The sequence below is a fragment of the Aquihabitans sp. McL0605 genome (assembly GCF_049993875.1).
Lineage (GTDB): Bacteria > Actinomycetota > Acidimicrobiia > Acidimicrobiales > Iamiaceae > Aquihabitans.
In genome coordinates, this window is the sequence record NZ_CP188252.1 from 2,389,866 (window position 1) to 2,404,133 (window position 14,268).

The 14,268-nt window shown below is 70.0% G+C and carries 20 protein-coding genes, 1 tRNA gene and 1 pseudogene; 15 read left to right on the plus strand and 7 right to left on the minus strand.

Translation table 11 applies throughout. The features are described from left to right. Positions 1-22: 22 nt before the first annotated feature. On the minus strand, positions 23-271 hold the full coding sequence (locus tag ACPPVX_RS11025) for a hypothetical protein (RefSeq protein ID WP_426574939.1): 249 nt from the start codon (positions 269-271) through the stop codon (positions 23-25). 204 nt (positions 272-475) lie between these two features. Between ACPPVX_RS11025 and ACPPVX_RS11030 the strand changes: the two genes are divergently transcribed. Beyond that, positions 476-820, plus strand: coding sequence for an ArsR/SmtB family transcription factor (locus ACPPVX_RS11030; protein ID WP_426574940.1), 345 nt, complete (start codon positions 476-478; stop codon positions 818-820). A gap of 25 nt (positions 821-845) precedes the next feature. On the opposite strand, the gene ACPPVX_RS11035 is transcribed toward ACPPVX_RS11030, so the two are convergent. Both ACPPVX_RS11035 and ACPPVX_RS11040 read right to left on the minus strand, forming a co-directional pair. Continuing rightward, positions 846-1,382 carry a group III truncated hemoglobin gene (locus ACPPVX_RS11035; RefSeq protein WP_426574941.1) on the minus strand — a complete coding sequence of 179 codons (537 nt, stop codon included), beginning with the start codon at positions 1,380-1,382 and terminating at the stop codon, positions 846-848. Continuing rightward, the gene (locus tag ACPPVX_RS11040) at positions 1,379-1,801 is read right to left on the minus strand and encodes a group III truncated hemoglobin (RefSeq protein WP_426574942.1); all 423 of its coding nucleotides are present in this window, start codon (positions 1,799-1,801) and stop codon (positions 1,379-1,381) included. The genes ACPPVX_RS11035 and ACPPVX_RS11040 overlap by 4 nt, the downstream gene beginning before the upstream one ends. Before the next feature lie 60 nt (positions 1,802-1,861). On the opposite strand from ACPPVX_RS11040, the gene ACPPVX_RS11045 reads away from it, so the two are divergent. The 10 genes and pseudogenes from ACPPVX_RS11045 (at position 1,862) to ACPPVX_RS11090 (ending at position 8,808) form a co-directional block, all read left to right on the plus strand. Then, on the plus strand, positions 1,862-2,272 hold the full coding sequence (locus ACPPVX_RS11045; protein WP_426574943.1) for an RrF2 family transcriptional regulator: 411 nt from the start codon (positions 1,862-1,864) through the stop codon (positions 2,270-2,272). After that, a complete protein-coding gene (locus ACPPVX_RS11050; RefSeq protein WP_426574944.1) occupies positions 2,269-2,439 on the plus strand; it encodes a hypothetical protein in 171 nt (56 codons plus the stop codon). The genes ACPPVX_RS11045 and ACPPVX_RS11050 overlap by 4 nt, the downstream gene beginning before the upstream one ends. Continuing rightward, the gene (locus ACPPVX_RS11055; RefSeq protein WP_426574945.1) at positions 2,433-2,675 is read left to right on the plus strand and encodes a YwiC-like family protein; all 243 of its coding nucleotides are present in this window, start codon (positions 2,433-2,435) and stop codon (positions 2,673-2,675) included. Before ACPPVX_RS11050 ends, ACPPVX_RS11055 begins: the two co-directional genes overlap by 7 nt. Positions 2,676-2,862: 187 nt before the next feature. Further along, a complete protein-coding gene (locus ACPPVX_RS11060; protein ID WP_426574946.1) occupies positions 2,863-3,084 on the plus strand; it encodes a hypothetical protein in 222 nt (73 codons plus the stop codon). Positions 3,085-4,265: 1,181 nt separating this feature from the next. After that, positions 4,266-6,452: pseudogene (locus ACPPVX_RS11065) on the plus strand (molybdopterin oxidoreductase family protein). Next, a complete protein-coding gene (locus ACPPVX_RS11070) occupies positions 6,449-6,574 on the plus strand; it encodes a 4Fe-4S binding protein (RefSeq protein ID WP_426574947.1) in 126 nt (41 codons plus the stop codon). Before ACPPVX_RS11065 ends, ACPPVX_RS11070 begins: the two are co-directional and overlap by 4 nt. After that, positions 6,547-7,065: a 4Fe-4S dicluster domain-containing protein gene (locus ACPPVX_RS11075; RefSeq protein ID WP_426574948.1), complete on the plus strand. Its 519-nt coding sequence runs from the start codon at positions 6,547-6,549 to the stop codon at positions 7,063-7,065. Before ACPPVX_RS11070 ends, ACPPVX_RS11075 begins: the two co-directional genes overlap by 28 nt. Continuing rightward, positions 7,065-7,559, plus strand: coding sequence for a ubiquinol-cytochrome c reductase iron-sulfur subunit (locus ACPPVX_RS11080; protein WP_426574949.1), 495 nt, complete (start codon positions 7,065-7,067; stop codon positions 7,557-7,559). Before ACPPVX_RS11075 ends, ACPPVX_RS11080 begins: the two co-directional genes overlap by 1 nt. After that, on the plus strand, positions 7,556-7,759 hold the full coding sequence (locus tag ACPPVX_RS11085; protein WP_426574950.1) for a DUF6755 family protein: 204 nt from the start codon (positions 7,556-7,558) through the stop codon (positions 7,757-7,759). Before ACPPVX_RS11080 ends, ACPPVX_RS11085 begins: the two co-directional genes overlap by 4 nt. Next, entirely contained in the window at positions 7,756-8,808 is a 1,053-nt protein-coding gene (locus ACPPVX_RS11090; RefSeq protein ID WP_426574951.1) for a tellurite resistance/C4-dicarboxylate transporter family protein, read from the plus strand. Before ACPPVX_RS11085 ends, ACPPVX_RS11090 begins: the two co-directional genes overlap by 4 nt. 150 nt (positions 8,809-8,958) lie before the next feature. Here ACPPVX_RS11090 and ACPPVX_RS11095 read toward each other — a convergent pair. Continuing rightward, positions 8,959-9,035 (minus strand) — tRNA-Arg (locus ACPPVX_RS11095). 105 nt (positions 9,036-9,140) lie between these two features. Between ACPPVX_RS11095 and ACPPVX_RS11100 the strand changes: the two genes are divergently transcribed. Further along, positions 9,141-9,710 (plus strand): NADPH-dependent FMN reductase, encoded by a 570-nt coding sequence (locus tag ACPPVX_RS11100; RefSeq protein ID WP_426574952.1) that lies wholly within the window; start codon positions 9,141-9,143, stop codon positions 9,708-9,710. Between the two features lie 99 nt (positions 9,711-9,809). Next, complete coding sequence (locus ACPPVX_RS11105) at positions 9,810-10,550, plus strand: DUF2786 domain-containing protein (RefSeq protein ID WP_426574953.1); 741 nt, start codon at positions 9,810-9,812, stop codon at positions 10,548-10,550. Positions 10,551-10,555: 5 nt separating this feature from the next. Here the strand turns inward: ACPPVX_RS11105 and ACPPVX_RS11110 are convergent, their stop codons facing one another. Next, positions 10,556-10,906: a pyridoxamine 5'-phosphate oxidase family protein gene (locus ACPPVX_RS11110; RefSeq protein ID WP_426574954.1), complete on the minus strand. Its 351-nt coding sequence runs from the start codon at positions 10,904-10,906 to the stop codon at positions 10,556-10,558. A gap of 117 nt (positions 10,907-11,023) precedes the next feature. Here ACPPVX_RS11110 and ACPPVX_RS11115 point away from each other — a divergent pair, with 117 nt between their 5' ends. Both ACPPVX_RS11115 and ACPPVX_RS11120 read left to right on the plus strand, forming a co-directional pair. Then, positions 11,024-11,794, plus strand: a complete 771-nt coding sequence (locus ACPPVX_RS11115) for a VOC family protein (protein WP_426574955.1) — start codon at positions 11,024-11,026, stop codon at positions 11,792-11,794. Then, positions 11,794-12,207, plus strand: a complete 414-nt coding sequence (locus ACPPVX_RS11120) for a PaaI family thioesterase (protein ID WP_426574956.1) — start codon at positions 11,794-11,796, stop codon at positions 12,205-12,207. Before ACPPVX_RS11115 ends, ACPPVX_RS11120 begins: the two co-directional genes overlap by 1 nt. A 64-nt stretch (positions 12,208-12,271) precedes the next feature. Here ACPPVX_RS11120 and ACPPVX_RS11125 read toward each other — a convergent pair whose 3' ends face one another. Further along, entirely contained in the window at positions 12,272-12,796 is a 525-nt protein-coding gene (locus tag ACPPVX_RS11125; RefSeq protein WP_426574957.1) for a GNAT family N-acetyltransferase, read from the minus strand. A gap of 184 nt (positions 12,797-12,980) precedes the next feature. Beyond that, the gene (locus ACPPVX_RS11130) at positions 12,981-14,186 is read right to left on the minus strand and encodes an acyl-CoA dehydrogenase family protein (RefSeq protein ID WP_426574958.1); all 1,206 of its coding nucleotides are present in this window, start codon (positions 14,184-14,186) and stop codon (positions 12,981-12,983) included. Positions 14,187-14,268 lie beyond the last annotated feature (82 nt).

The window sequence follows — 14,268 nt, forward strand, 5'->3', positions numbered from 1 at the left end:
GGGCCACGCATCTGGGCGGCGGTCACGGTTCCGGGTGTTCCTCGGAGGTCTCGTAGAGCGCCACCGTGATCAGGCCTCCGACGAACGGCCCTGCGAACACGGCGGGCACCAGCGCGATGCCGACGGCCACCTGCAGACCCGCCCCGGCGGGCAGCGCGATCAGCACCGTCAGGACGAACATCACGACGATGCCCACGGCCACGTTCCGGGGCAGCTTCGCGACCACGTCACGCCCGCGCTGGCCACTCGACTCCTCAGACGGCTCCGGCATGCCCGAAGCCTATCCGCCACTGTGTGTACCTTGCCATCTGATAATATGCGCAGGTAGTTCGGTTCCGGGTCCCGCCACTCGGACTCGAGCTGCTCCAAGGGGGGAGAGGCCGTGGCGGCTGGATGGGTCCGGCCACCACGGCCTCCTCGGACGCAGGCGGACCTGACAGATCGGTCAGGTCATCAGGTCTGATAGCCTCGCCGCATGAATCTCGAGCCGAGCAGGCCGCTCTCCGAGATCAAGGCGGACATGTTCAAGGCCCTGAGCCACCCTGCCCGGGTTCGCGTGCTCGAGGTGCTCACCACGGGCGAGTTCGCCGTGGGAGACATGCAGCCGCTCGTCGGGATCGAGGCATCGCACCTCTCCCAGCAGCTGGCGGTCCTTCGCAAGGCCGGCTTGGTGGTGACCCGCAAGGAAGGGTCATCGGTGATCTACACGCTGCGCGACCCCTTGGTGGGCGAGCTCCTCGACGTCGCCCGACGACTCCTCCTCGTCACCCTGGCTTCGACCCGTGACCTGCTCGACAACCTCGCGGAATCCGGCCGCTGAACCACCGAGGTGGCGCGTCGGAGCATCACTGCACCGTGGACCCCATCGCCTGCCGCTGCGACCTGAGCGCTCCTTCGTGGGGACGGGCCGATGGGGGCGGAGGCCACGAGAAGCCGAACACGTGCTTCGCCATGCCTGCCATGAGCTTGGCGGCGTGGTCCTTGGCGTGGTCGGCGTGGATCCCGGACCAACCGGCGTCGATGGTGGTGAACCAGAGGCTGATCCAGCGGTCGCAGTGCTGAGGTTCGATCCGTCGCAGGGCGTGGAGGTCGCGGTGGGTCCGGGTGACGGCACCGCCGAAGTGGTCCGTGCCGAAGAGGATCCAGCACCAGTAGTCAATGAGGTTGGGGATGTGCTCGGCCCAGTCCACCTCGGCCACCTCGCCGAACATCGGCTCGAGCAGCTCGTCGAAGGCAATCTCCCGGTAGAACCGGGTGACCAGGTCGTGGACCTCGGCTGGCGTCGAGAGGTCGGCCAGGACCGGAGCGGCCGGCACGGTGCCGCGCTGGTCGACCACCAGCGAGGCCCAGCAGGGCGGGTCGCCCCCCTCCTCGCCGGTCACCGCACCGCCTCCGCGGCGCTGCGGCCGACGAGCTGGTTGGAGTGGACGTCCGCCACGTTGTGCGCCAGCGCGAGCGCCTGGTCGACACGGGGTCCGACCCATCCGAGCTCGACGGCATCGTGGAACAGCTCGAGCCACCGCTCGAACTGGGCCATCGTGAACGGCGATCGGTCGTTCACCAGCACGTGCGACCGGTACGGGTTGCCGACGTAGCCCTCCATCCCCAGCAGGGCCCGGCACCAGAAGCGCGTGAGCTTGGGCAGGTGCTCGTTCCAGTCCACCTGGGCGACGTCGTTGAAGAGCGGGCCCAGCAGGTCGTCCTGGGCGACGTCCTGGTAGAAGCGCCGCACCATCTCCACGATCTCTTCGGGCGTGTCGAGGTCGCGGGTCGGCTGCGGCCTCAGGGGTCCTGCACTCATGGCTACCCACCTTTCGAACTGGGCTTCTCACCGGCCACCGTAATCGAATAGTCTCTGAGTATGCGACTTGAGGTAACCCGCCGCTCCGATCTCGCCATCCGTGCCCTGCTCGCTCTGCACGCGAGTGCGGATCGGTCGAAGGCCACGACGCTGGCGGAGGAGGTCGGGACGACCAAGGGGTTCCTGACCCAGGTGATGAACCCGCTCGTGCAACAGGGGTGGGTGCGATCGGACCCCGGACCGACCGGTGGGTACGCCTCTGCGTTCGATCCCGACGAGGTCAGCGTGCTCACGGTGATCCAGGCGATCGAGGGACCGGTCGACACCGGCCGGTGCGTGCTGGAGGACCGGGCCTGCGCCCAGGCGGGAACGTGTGCGCTGCACCGTCCCTGGTCCCGAGCCCGAGGACACCTGCTCGACGATCTGGGAGCCCAGACGCTCTCGTCGCTGATCGAAGCGGGCCCGACGTGAGCGTGGCGCAGCGGCCATCTGGGGCGGCGGCGCCACGGTCGCCGCTGCGGGCGGTGGCGCTGCCGGCCGAGCACGGCGGCTGGGGCCTCACCTTGGAGCCCGGGCTGCTCGGGCTGCTGATCACGCCCGTGTCGCTGGGCTCTGCGTCGCCCTCGGCGCGGTGGTAGCGTTCCTGGCCCGGACACCGTTGAAGATCGCCGTGATCGACCAGCGGCGGGGCCGGAACCTCGCCCGGACGAGACTCGCTCGACGGGTCGCAGCCGGAGAGCTGACCCTGCTGGCGCTGCTGGCCATCGCGGCCGTCGTGCTCGCGGCGCCGGGGTTCTGGATCCCGGGTGCCGTGGCTCTGCCGCTGCTGGCGGTGGAGGCCTGGTTCGACGTCCGCTCCACGGTCGACGCCTGATCCCGGAGATGGCCGGCGCGATCAGCGTGTGCTCGGTGGCGGCGATCGTGCTGCTCGCGGATGGGCAGGGTGCTCGGCTCGCGGTGGGCGCGTGGCTGGTGCTCGCCGCCCACGTGGCCACCTCGATCCCCCACGTCCGAGCGCAGATCGCTCGGCTTCACCACCAGGCGTCTCGGCGCGCACCGCCATGCTGGGAGACCTGGCAGCCGTCGTGCTCACGGCCGGGGCTGTGGGGCTCGACCATCGTCTGGCCGCTGGTGCCGCCGCGGTCCTGGCGGTCGTCATGGGCCAACGGCTCGCCGGCGCCCAGCCGGTACCGCGGCCCGTCGTGCTCGGCCTTCGCCAGATGGCGATCGGCTTCGGTGTCGTCGTCGTGACCACGATCGGCGTGCTCCTCTCGCCGAGCTGAAGGGGAAGGGGTCTACCCGTGCCAGATAGATCACGACCGAGGACGAAGGTGCGGCCACCCCATCGTGAGCGGGCGACAGGCATTCCAGGTCCAGCCGCCATCGACGGCCCCGGCAACCTACGCTCGCTCCAGAGAGGCGGTGCGGTGACGTGAGCACGAGCAATCCTCTGGACCGGCGGGGTCTGACCTGGGGTCTGATCGCGGTGGCGATCGTGGTGGCGCTCACCTTCATCGGCAGCGACCAGCTGGTCTGGTTCGACGCGGCACTCGTCGGCTACCTCTTCGGGCTGGTCTTCGCCGTGTTCGGCGTCACCTACCGCTATGCCGTGTGGCTGCGCCGTCCGTCCACGGCGATGTTGAACCGTCGCGGTTGGGACGCGTTCCGGGCTCGCAAGGCCCGCAACGCGGTCGCCCTCCCTGCGCTCGTAGGTACGCAGCTGCTGGCGCAGACGTTCATCCGGCGCCGTTCTCGGACCCGGTGGTTGGCCCATCAGCTGGTGTTCTGGGGGTGCATCCTCGCCACGCTCATCACGTTCCCGCTGACGCTCGGGCTCCTGCACTTCCAGAGCGTCGGCCAGCAGGCCGAGCGCTACCAGGTGTACATGTCGAGGGTCGGTACGGCGACGTTCGACGCGGGGAGCATCCTCGGCTGGGTCATCTTCCACGGCCTCGACATCGCCGCCGTGCTGGTGCTGGCCGGCGTGTTCATCTTCTTGCGTCGCCGCCTGCACGACCCCGGGGCGCTCGCCGTGGAGCGCAGCGGAGACTTCCTCGCCCTGGCCGGCCTGTTCGCGGTGTCGGTCACCGGGCTGTTCCTCACGGTGTCGAGCACCTGGCTGCACGGCCAGTTCTACGCAGCGCTCAACACGATCCACGCACTCACCGTGATCCTCGGGCTGATGTACCTGCCGTTCGGGAAGCTGTTCCACATCTTCCAGCGGCCCGGGAACCTGGGTGTCGCCTACTACCGGACCGCCAACGAGGAAGGCCCGGCGGCGGTGTGCCGCCGCTGCGGCGAGGGGTTCGCCAGCGCCCAGCAGGTCGCGGATCTCAAAGAGGTCCTTCCGCAGGTCGGCTTCGACTACGGCATCGACGGTGGCGGTAGCTACCAGGACACCTGCCCGAGGTGTCGACGGGCGAGCGTGACCCTGGCGCAGTCCGCGAGTTGGAGGGTTCGGCTGATGGCCCGCATACCGATCACCGAGGAGCTGCTCATCGAGCAGTACGGACCGCACCTCAACGAAGCGCCCCCGGGTGGTTGGGACGCGGGCCTCGAGATGGACAAGGTCGTCGAGACGCACTGCTGCTTCTGCGGCCAGCAGTGCGGCATCAAGCTGAAGGTCCACGACAACGAGGTCGTCGGGTTCGAGCCCTGGTACGACTTCCCGTTCAACGAGGGGAAGCTGTGCCCCAAGGGGGTGAAGCGCTACCTCCAGGGCAGCCACCCCGACCGGCTCCTGCACCCGATGGTGCGAGACGAGGCCGCCCCCAGCGGGTTCCGCAACGTGTCCTGGGACGAGGCGCTGGGCAAGGTGGTCAGCGAGATCCAGCGCATCCAGGCCACCTACGGCGACGACGCCTTCGCCATGCTGTCCGGCGTCTCGCTCACCAACGAGAAGAGCTACCTCGTCGGCAAGTTCGCCCGGCTGGCGCTCCACACCGCCAACCTCGACTACAACGGCCGCTACTGCATGGTGTCCGCCGGCGTCGGCAACAAGAAGGCGCTCGGCATCGACCGCGCCCCGAACCCGTGGAGCGACATCCCCCTCGCCGACGTGGTGTGGGTCGCCGGCTCCAACGTCGCCGAGACCTTCCCCATCACCACCAGCTACATCTGGCGGGCACCGATCCAGGGGCGAAGCTCATCGTCCAGGACCCTCGGGTCGTTCCCCTCGCCCGGACCGCCGACCTCCTCCTTCCGGTCCGGCCGGGCTCCGACTCGGCGCTGTTCGGCGCGGTGCTCCACGAGCTGATCCGCAACGACTGGCTCGACCACGACTTCATCGACGCCCACACCCTCGACTTCGACCAGGCGGCGGCCGCTGCGGCCGACATGACACCCGCCTGGGCCGCCGAGATCACCGGGGTCCCCGCCGCTCGCATCGAGGAGGCGGCCGAGCTGTGGGGCACGGCCGCGACGGGCATGATGCTGCACGCTCGGGGGATCGAGCAGCAGGTCAAGGGCACCGAGAACGTGCTCGCCGCCATCAACCTGGGGTTGGCCACGGGCAAGTTCGGCAAGCCGGGCTGCGGCGTCTCGACCATCACCGGTCAGGGCAACGGGCAGGGCGGGCGAGCACGGCCACAAGTCCGACCAGCTCCCCGGCAACCGAGACATCTCCAACCCCGAGCACCACGAAGCGGTCGCCAAGGTCTGGGAGGTCGACGAGTCCGAGATCCCCACCAAGGGCATCCCCGCCCAAGAGATCATCGAGGCCATCCACGACGGCACCATCAAGGGCCTGCTGTCGATCTGCTTCAACCCCGCCGTCTCGTCGCCCGACGCCAACTTCACCGCCGAGGCGCTCGACAAGCTCGAGTTCTTCTCGGTCATCGACTTCTTCCTCTCGGAGACGGCCCAGCACGCCGACGTGGTCCTGGCCGGATCGCTGCACGAAGAAGACGAGGGCACCTCCACCAGCGGCGAAGGCCGAATCATCAAGATCAACGCCGCGGTCACCCCACCCGGCGAGGCCCGGCTCGACTGGGAGATCCTGCTCGAGATCGCCGACCGGCTCGGCAAGGGCGAGCACTTCCAGTACCAGAGCACCCACGAGATCTTCGACGAGCTGTGCCGGGCGTCGTCAGGTGGCACCGCCGACTACACCGGTGCCACCTGGGAGCGCATCGTGGACGAGCACGGCCTCTTCTGGCCGATCCCCGAGATCGGCCACCCGGGCACCCCCCGACTCCACGAGGGCGGCCAGTTCTCCCACCCCGACGGCAAGGCCCGCTTCCACACGGTGCCCTGCCGGCCCCCGGCCGAGGTCGTCGACGACGAGTACCCGGTGTGGCTCACCACCGGCCGCGTCGTCAGCCAGTACCTGTCCGGCACGCAGACCCGCCGCATCGCCAGCCTCGTCGAGCAGTACCCGGAGCCCCTCTGCGAGATCCACCCCAAGCTCGCCGGATCGCTCGGCATCGCCGACGGCGACCAGATCACCGTCCGCTCCCGGCACGGCGAGATCACGCTGCCCGCCACGGTGGTCAACACCATCCGGCCCGACACCGTGTTCATCCCGTACCACTGGCCCGGGAACAAGGCCGCCAACCAGCTGACCATCCGAGCGGTGGACCCGCTCTCGAAGATGCCCGAGTTCAAGGTGGCCGCGGTCCACGTGGCCCTCGCCAGGGAGGAACCCACGTGAAGGCGACCCGCTACGGGATCGACGACAAGCCCATCTTCGTCATCGACCCCAGCCGGTGCATCGGCTGCGAGGCCTGCGTCCAAGCCTGCGCCGAGTGCGGCACGCACCCGGCCAGTCCCTGATCCACCTCGAGCGCATCGACCGCGCCGTCAGCACCCAGACCGCCCCGATGGTCTGCATGCACTGCGAGGACCCCACCTGTGCGCAGGTGTGCCCAGCCGACGCCATCAAGCAGACCGAGGAGGGCATCGTGCAATCGGCCCTCAAGCCACGGTGCATCGGATGCTCCAACTGCGTGATCGCCTGCCCGTTCGGCGTGCCCAAGTACGTCGCCGAGTTCGACCAGATGATGAAGTGCGACATGTGCACCGACCGCACCTCGGAGGGCTACGCCCCCATGTGTGCGTCGGTGTGCCCCAGCGAAGCCCTCTGGTACGGCACCCCCGAGGAGTTCCACGCCACCCGCACGGGCTCCATCGTCGACAACTGGCTGTTCGGCCGCCAGGCCGTCCACACCAAGGTCTTCACCGTGGTCGACGACCTCGGACCGATCGATGCGCTCGATGGGACCACCGGCACCTGGCTCGATGACCCGTTCGGCCTGGAGGGCTGATGGACGACGATGCGAACGAGCCCGCCTGGAAGCGCGACTTCCCGTACGAATCGGCCGCCGAGGACGACGTCACCCGCCGCGAGTTCGCCCGCTACCTCGTCGCCGGCGCGGGGGTCATGGCTGCCGGCAACCTCGGCCTCGCCGCCTGGACCCAGCTGCGCACCATCAACACCGGCGAGCCACGCGAGCTGATCCCCCTCGCCGACATCGTGGTCGGCGGCACCTACCTGTTCAAGTACCCCACCGAGGACGACCCCGCCATCTTGTTGCGCACCTCGGACCGCGAGGTCGTGGCCTTCAGCCAGAAGTGCACCCACCTCGGGTGCGTCGTCTACTTCGAGGCCGAAGAGGATCGCTGGCACTGCCCGTGCCACGAAGGCAACTTCGACACCCGCACCGGCGCGGTCATCTCCGGGCCGCCACCGCGGCCGTTGGGCCGCATCGAGGTGGAGATCCGCGACGACACCATCTGGGCCCTCGGGTACCGACCGTGAGGAGCTCGGCCCGTGCCCACCGGGCGTCGTCGGCCGTCGTCGTCTACGTCATCATCCTGGTGGCCTTCCAGGTGTTCCTCCTCACCGTCGCGGTCGAGGCCTTCGCCACCGACGACGAGGCCCTCGCCTGGGCCACCGCCGCCGTGTCGATCACGCTCGCCGGCGGCTCGGCCGTCCTGCTCCGGTACCTGCGCCCATGACCGCAGGCGAAGGGCCCGACATCACCGCCGACGTCCGGACCCTGTTCCCCGGCTACTTCGCCATGGTCATGGCGACGGGCATCGTCGCCATCGGCGCCGCCCAGCAGGACCTCACCTGGCTCGCCGACGGCCTCTACGCCATCGCCGCGGTCACCTTCGTCGTGCTCACGGTGCTGCTCGTGTGGCGCGCCATCGTGTTCCCCCATCAGCTCGCGGACGACATCACCAGCCACGCCAAGGGCTTCACGTTCCTGACCACCGTCGCGGCCAGCAACGTCTTGGGGGCCGGGTCCGGCATCATCCACGGCTGGTGGACCGTGTCGTGGACCTTGTGGTGGTTCAGCCTCGCCCTGTGGGTGTTCTTCGTGTACGCCACGCTGTTCACGGTGGTCCTCAAGGGTCCGAAGCCCGGCCTCGACAAGGGCATCAACGGCACCTGGTTCCTGCTCACCGTCGCCACCGAGTCGATCGTCGTGCTCGGCGCCCTCCTGCTGGTCCGCCATCCCGACGACCTGCTGGCGTTCGCCCTGATCGCTGCGTTCGCCCTCGGTCTGGTCCTCTACCTGATCGTCATGACCATGGTGTTCCTGCGCTGGACGTTCACGGAGCTCGAGCCCACCGAAGCCGACCCACCGGCCTGGATCGCCGCAGGCGCCGTCGCCATCACGGTCCTGGCCGGCTCGAACCTCCTCGGCGCCCGGCTCGTCTCCGTGCAGATCGAGCGGCTGGCCCCGTTCATCGAAGGCATCGTCATGTTGGCGTGGGCCACCGCCACGTTCTGGTTCCCGCTCATGGTCGCCATCGGCATCTGGCGCCACATCATCAGCCGCGTCCCGCTGCGCTACCACCCTTCGTACTGGGCACTCGTCTTCCCCTTGGGCATGTACGGGGCGGCCACCTTCAAGATGTGTGCCGCGATCGACCTCCAGGGCCTCGAATGGCTCCCTCGCGTCACGCTCGGGGTCGCCCTCACCGCCTGGACCGCCGCGTTCGTCGGGCTCGTCCTCCAAGGCACACGAGGGATCGCTCCGAAGGCGACCAGGACCTGACTTCGAGCTGACTTGCGGACCTGCAGGCGAGCGCCGCCGGTGGCGGGTCTCATCGACCCCCTCAGCGAGCGGTTGCGGCCGGCTGGCCGGGCCACGGTCCCTGGAAACGAGCAGAGGCCCCCGGAGGGGCCTCTGACCTGCGTATTTTGCTGGCACGCTTGGAGGGACTCGAACCCCCAACCTTCTGATCCGTAGTCAGATGCTCTATCCAATTGAGCTACAAGCGCCTGCGCACTAGCCGGGGAACCTTTGCCGGGGGCCTCCGTGCGCAGCCAACGACAACCTCGCCGACGCGGGTGCACCCCAGCGATCGGGCCGGTAGACAGGCGTGCATGCGCGTCGTGGGGGTGTGCGGAAGCTTGCAGGAGCGGTCCACCACCGCGGCCGTCCTGGCGTCGGTGGCGGACCTCGTGACCGCGGCGCCCACACCCGTCGAGGCTGGCGCCGATGGCGGCCCGGCGCTCATCGAGTACCACCGGTTCCGCGGCATCGACCGGCTCCCCCACTTCAACCCCGACCACGACGACGACCCCGCCCATCCCGAGGTGGCCACGTGGCGCAACGCCCTCGCGGCGGCCGACGCCGTGGTGATCGCCACGCCCGAGTACGCCCACAGCTACCCGGGGGCGCTCAAGGATGCGCTCGACTGGACGGTCGGGTCGGGCGAGCTCGTCGACAAGCCCGTCCTGCTGGTCACGGCGTCGGGCGGCGGCGGCGTGCACGCCGGCGAGGCGCTCGCCCAGGTGCTGCGGGCGATGTCGGCACAGGTGATCGGGCCGGTCAGCATCTGGGGCGTCTCCCCGAAGATCGCCGACGACCGGCTCACCGACGTCGACGACCTCTCTGCGCTCGCCGCGGCCGTCACGGTGCTGCTCACCCACGCCGACCCGCACCGCCCCTGACCACCTCCGACCACCGGGGCCGCCCTCGCAACCCTCGCTGTCAGACCCCCGTCGCAGGATGGGCGGCCGTCGGGGGGATCCCCTACAACTGAGGCCGACATGTCCGATCAATCGCCGAACGACACCTACATCAACCGGGTCCACGCCCTCATCGAGAAGGCGGAGTCCACGCCCTACCAAGCCGAGGCCGACGCGTTCATGGCCAAGGCCCAGGAGCTCATGGGCCGCCACACGATCGACGATGCGATGCTCGCCGCGGCCGGCCACGCCACCGACGAGATCGTCCAGGACCACCGGGTCATCGCGGCGCCCTACGCCAGCGCCAAGTCCTTCCTGCTGGGCGCGGTCGCCCAGGCCAACCGCTGCCGCGTGGTCACCGAGCGCAGCAGCGGCGGTCGCGTGTACTGCACGGTCGTCGGCTACCAGACCGATGTCGACAACGTCCGCCTGCTGTTCATGGCCCTCTCGTACCAGGCCGTGCGCTTCATGCTCGCCGCCACCGTCCCTCCGCACGACACGCCGCGGCGGTTCCGCCACTCGTTCCTGCTGGCCTACGCCCACCGCATCGGCGAACGGCTGCGAGAGGTGGAGCAAGCCACGCAGGCCGAGGCCGAACGGGAGCAGCTCGAGCAGCCCACGGGCCGATCGGTGTCGCTGGTGCTGGCCAGCCGAGAGGCCAAGGTCGATCGAGCGCTCACCGACGCCTACCCCAACCTGCGCACCAAGCGGGTGCAGAGCTCCAGCCAGTCGGGCCACGTGAGCGGCCGGTCCGCCGCCGACCGCTCCTCGCTCAACCAGCAGGGCATCGCCGGCCCGCAGCAGGGCCTGCCCCGGGGCTGAGGGGCTCAGGCCTCGTCGGGAAGCGCACGCCGCCGGCCGCCGGCGCGGTGGAGGATGGCGCTCGTCGGCGTGATCAACAGCCACTCGCCGTCCTCGGAGAGCGCGGCGGTGCCGTCCACCAGCAGGGTGTGCTTGGGGTGCACGTCGGTCACCGGCCACAACAGGGTGGCCAGCGGGTGATCCTCGATGTTCATGGCGGTGCGCCGGCCGGCCCCCACCACCAGCACGTCCTCGCGGGCGGCCACCGACACGGCCACCACGTGCGGACGGTCGTCGCGCACCGTCACCAGGTACGCCTCGGGGCCACGCTCCTCCATCGCCCCGGCAAGGTCCTCGAGCCGCACGTCGATGCTCACCGGTGAAGGCTCGCACAACGGAGGGCGAACGCGGCCGCTCCCGGGCGCGGCTGTCACACCCCCTGGGTACTGTCGAACCGTTCGGGAGGGGCACCGACGCAACCCAAGGGAGACACCATGAAGATGACCAGCTACGAACCCGGAACCCCGTCGTGGGTCGACATCGGCGTGCCCGACATGGACGCCGCCGTCGCGTTCTACGGCGGCCTGTTCGGCTGGACGTTCACCGAAGGCAGTGAGGAAACCGGTGGGTACCGCATGGGTCAGGTCGACGGTGTCGACGTGGCCGGCTTCGGTCCCAAGATGGATCCGGGCCCGCCGTTCTGGTCCACCTACGTCGCCACCGCCGATGTCGAGGCCAGCTGCGCCAAGGCGGTCGCCGCCGGCGGCGCGATCGTCGTCGAGGCCATGGACGTCATGGACTTCGGCCGCATGGCCGTCTGCACCGACGACGTCGGCACCTTCTTCTCGCTGTGGCAGGCGGGCACCCACTCCGGCTCCGGCATCGTCAACGTCGCCAACACGCCCACCTGGAACGAGCTCAACACCCGCAAGCCCGACGAGGCCAAGGCCTTCTACCCCGGCGTGTTCGGCTGGGCCGCCAACGACATGCCGTCGCCCGGCGGCACGTACACCGAGTGGAAGCTCGGCGACCGCGGCGTCGCCGGCATGCGCCCGATGGGCCCGGAGATGCCGCCGATGGTCCCCAACCACTGGCTCGTCTACTTCGGCGTCGCCGACGTCGACGCCTCCACCGCGAAGGTCACCGAGCTGGGCGGCAGCGTGCAGATGGCCCCGTTCGACACCCCCGCCGGGCGCCTCGCCATCATCTCCGACCCCGCTGGCGCCACGTTCGCGTTCATCGGCGTGACCGAGTCCACCGACTGATGGCCCACGACGCCCTCACGCCCGCTCAAGCGCTGGCCACCATGCCCTTCAGCGGGCTGATGGGCGTCGAGTTCACCACGGTCACCGCCCCGGAGGTCCGCGCCACGTTGGCGTGGGCCCCGGAGCGGTGCACCATCGGCGGCCTGATGCACGGTGGCGCCCTCATGGCCCTGGCCGACGCCACCGGTGCCGTCACCGTGTTCCTGAACCTGCCCGAGGGCGCCACCGGCACCACCACGGTGTCATCGGCCACCAACTTCCTGCGCGGCGTGCGTGACGGTCATGTCGAGGCCATCAGCCGCCCGCTCCACGCCGGCCGCACCACCATCGTCGTCGAGACCGATGTCCTCGACGCCGCCGGCAAGCGTGTCGCCAAGGTCACCCAGACCCAAGCCGTCCTCCGCGCCACCTGACCGTGGCCATCGCTGGTCGATCTTCCCCCCGGCAGGGGGACGATCGACCACAGAGCCCGGCGGGTCAGACCGGGCGGCGCATGAAGACCCGGGTGTCGGGGTCGAGGCCGTGGGTCCCCTCGTCGGCTCGGACGGCCAGCAGGTCTGCGTCGGCCAGCACCTCGTCCTCGGGGATCGGCACGAACCCGAGGTGCGCATAGAACGGGGCGTTCCACGGCACGTCGTGGAACGTCGCCAAGGTCAGCGAGGTGCCGCCCACCGCGGCGGCCCAGGTCGACACCTGGTCGATGAGCGCCCGCCCGATGCCCGTGCCCTGATGACCCGGCAGCACCGACACCTGCTCGAGGTGGGGCTGGCCGCCCAGGTCGAGCCCGAGCGCGTAGCCCACCAGGGCGCCGTCGACCTCGGCCACCCACACGCGGTCCTGCGCCACGGCGACGTCGATGAACTCGGGCGCGAACGACGGGTCGTGGTCGGCCACGAACGCCAATCCCGGCACCGTGCGGAACTGCTCGCCCGCCGCCGCCTCGATCGCCGGCAGCTGCGCCACGTCGTCCGCGGTCGCCAACCGCACGGCCACCGCACCCATCACGCCCGGCCTCCCGCAGATCGCCCAGGGGGTGTGCCGTTCCGTGTGCTCACGACACGAAACCCCGCACGCCGACCGACGGCACCGGTCCGCCAGCCCCGGTGCGCGTGCAGAAACGTGTCGTCACGACACGGAACGGCACACCCCCCGCCGGATGGGCGGGGGGCACGAGCGGCGGTCGGGCTCAGCTGCGAGGGACGTCCTTCCACGGGACGTCCTTGTCGTTGCGGGGCTCGCCGGGAAGGCCGAGCACGCGCTCGCCGATGATGTTGCGCTGGATCTCCGACGTGCCGCCCTCGATGGAGTTGGCGCGGGCCCGCAGGAACATCTTGCGGCTCGACCCGGGAGGGCCGGTGAGGCCCAGGTTCTCGACCCGCTTGTCGATGTACTCGTAGCCCACCATGCCGCCGGCACCGAGCAGGTCGACGCAGTAGGCGTAGACGTCCATGTTCACCTGGGCGAACACCAGCTTGGCGATCGAGCCCTCGGGCCCGGGGTTGCCGGCTCGGCGGTTCTGCGATGCCCGGATGTTGGTGAGGCGCAGCACCTCGGCGCGGACCCAGAGCTTCATGAGGTCGTCGCGTGCCACGGGGTTGCGGTCGATGTTCGGTTCGTCGTTCCAGATGCGCACGGCCTCGGCGATGGCGCCCGACCCCCGGGCCGGCACGCCCCCGCCGCCGCCACCGATGGTGGTGCGCTCGTTGGACAGCGTGGTCATGGCGACCCGCCAGCCCTCGCCCACATCGCCGATGCGGTCCGAGTCGGGGACCCGCACCTCGGTCATGTACACCTCGTTGAACTCGGCCTCGCCGGTGATCTGGCGCAGCGGCCGCACCTCGACGCCCGGGGCGTGCATGTCGAGCGCGAAGTAGGTCATGCCCTTGTGCTTGGGCGCATCGGGGTCGGTGCGGGCGACGAGCATGCCCCGGTCGGCCAGGTGCGCCAGCGTGTTCCACACCTTCTGTCCGGTGATGACCCACTCGTCGCCGTCGCGGACGGCCTTGCAGGCGAGGCCGGCGAGGTCGGACCCGGCGCCGGGCTCGCTGAACAGCTGGCACCAGGAGTCCTCACCGGTGAACATCCGGCGCAGCAGGCGGGTCTTGAGGGCGTCGTCGCCGTGGGTGACCACGGTGGGGCCGGCCATGGTGAGGCCGAAGAAGTGGCGGGAGTCGGGGAAGCCGCCGCCGGCGTCGTGGAGCGCGGCGTCGATGTCCTTCTGGTGGCTGGGCGCCAGGCCGAGGCCGCCCCAGCCCTCGGGGAAGTGCACCCAGGCCAGGCCGAGGTCGTACTGCTTGCCCCGGAGCTCCTCGAGGCTGACCGCACGAGGGTCGACCTCGTCGAGCAGCTGCGTGATCCGTTCCTTGACGAGCTGAGCGGGATCGGTGGTCATGATCGGGTGCCTCCGGGGGAGAGGTTGGGGCGGTGCGAGCCGGGCGCCGCGAGGACCATCGGACCGTACCGGCTCCTCCCGA

Excerpts from the sequence above, each read along its gene's own strand:
- ACPPVX_RS11025 (WP_426574939.1), bottom strand. The coding sequence starts at position 271 with ATGCCGGAGCCGTCTGAGGAGTCGAGTGGCCAGCGCGGGCGTGACGTG.
- ACPPVX_RS11030 (WP_426574940.1), top strand. The coding sequence starts at position 476 with ATGAATCTCGAGCCGAGCAGGCCGCTCTCCGAGATCAAGGCGGACATG.
- ACPPVX_RS11040 (WP_426574942.1), bottom strand. The coding sequence starts at position 1,801 with ATGAGTGCAGGACCCCTGAGGCCGCAGCCGACCCGCGACCTCGACACG.
- ACPPVX_RS11045 (WP_426574943.1), top strand. The coding sequence starts at position 1,862 with ATGCGACTTGAGGTAACCCGCCGCTCCGATCTCGCCATCCGTGCCCTG.
- ACPPVX_RS11060 (WP_426574946.1), top strand. The coding sequence starts at position 2,863 with ATGCTGGGAGACCTGGCAGCCGTCGTGCTCACGGCCGGGGCTGTGGGG.
- ACPPVX_RS11080 (WP_426574949.1), top strand. The coding sequence starts at position 7,065 with ATGGACGACGATGCGAACGAGCCCGCCTGGAAGCGCGACTTCCCGTAC.
- ACPPVX_RS11090 (WP_426574951.1), top strand. The coding sequence starts at position 7,756 with ATGACCGCAGGCGAAGGGCCCGACATCACCGCCGACGTCCGGACCCTG.
- ACPPVX_RS11100 (WP_426574952.1), top strand. The coding sequence starts at position 9,141 with ATGCGCGTCGTGGGGGTGTGCGGAAGCTTGCAGGAGCGGTCCACCACC.
- ACPPVX_RS11105 (WP_426574953.1), top strand. The coding sequence starts at position 9,810 with ATGTCCGATCAATCGCCGAACGACACCTACATCAACCGGGTCCACGCC.
- ACPPVX_RS11115 (WP_426574955.1), top strand. The coding sequence starts at position 11,024 with ATGAAGATGACCAGCTACGAACCCGGAACCCCGTCGTGGGTCGACATC.
- ACPPVX_RS11120 (WP_426574956.1), top strand. The coding sequence starts at position 11,794 with ATGGCCCACGACGCCCTCACGCCCGCTCAAGCGCTGGCCACCATGCCC.
- ACPPVX_RS11125 (WP_426574957.1), bottom strand. The coding sequence starts at position 12,796 with ATGGGTGCGGTGGCCGTGCGGTTGGCGACCGCGGACGACGTGGCGCAG.
- ACPPVX_RS11130 (WP_426574958.1), bottom strand. The coding sequence starts at position 14,186 with ATGACCACCGATCCCGCTCAGCTCGTCAAGGAACGGATCACGCAGCTG.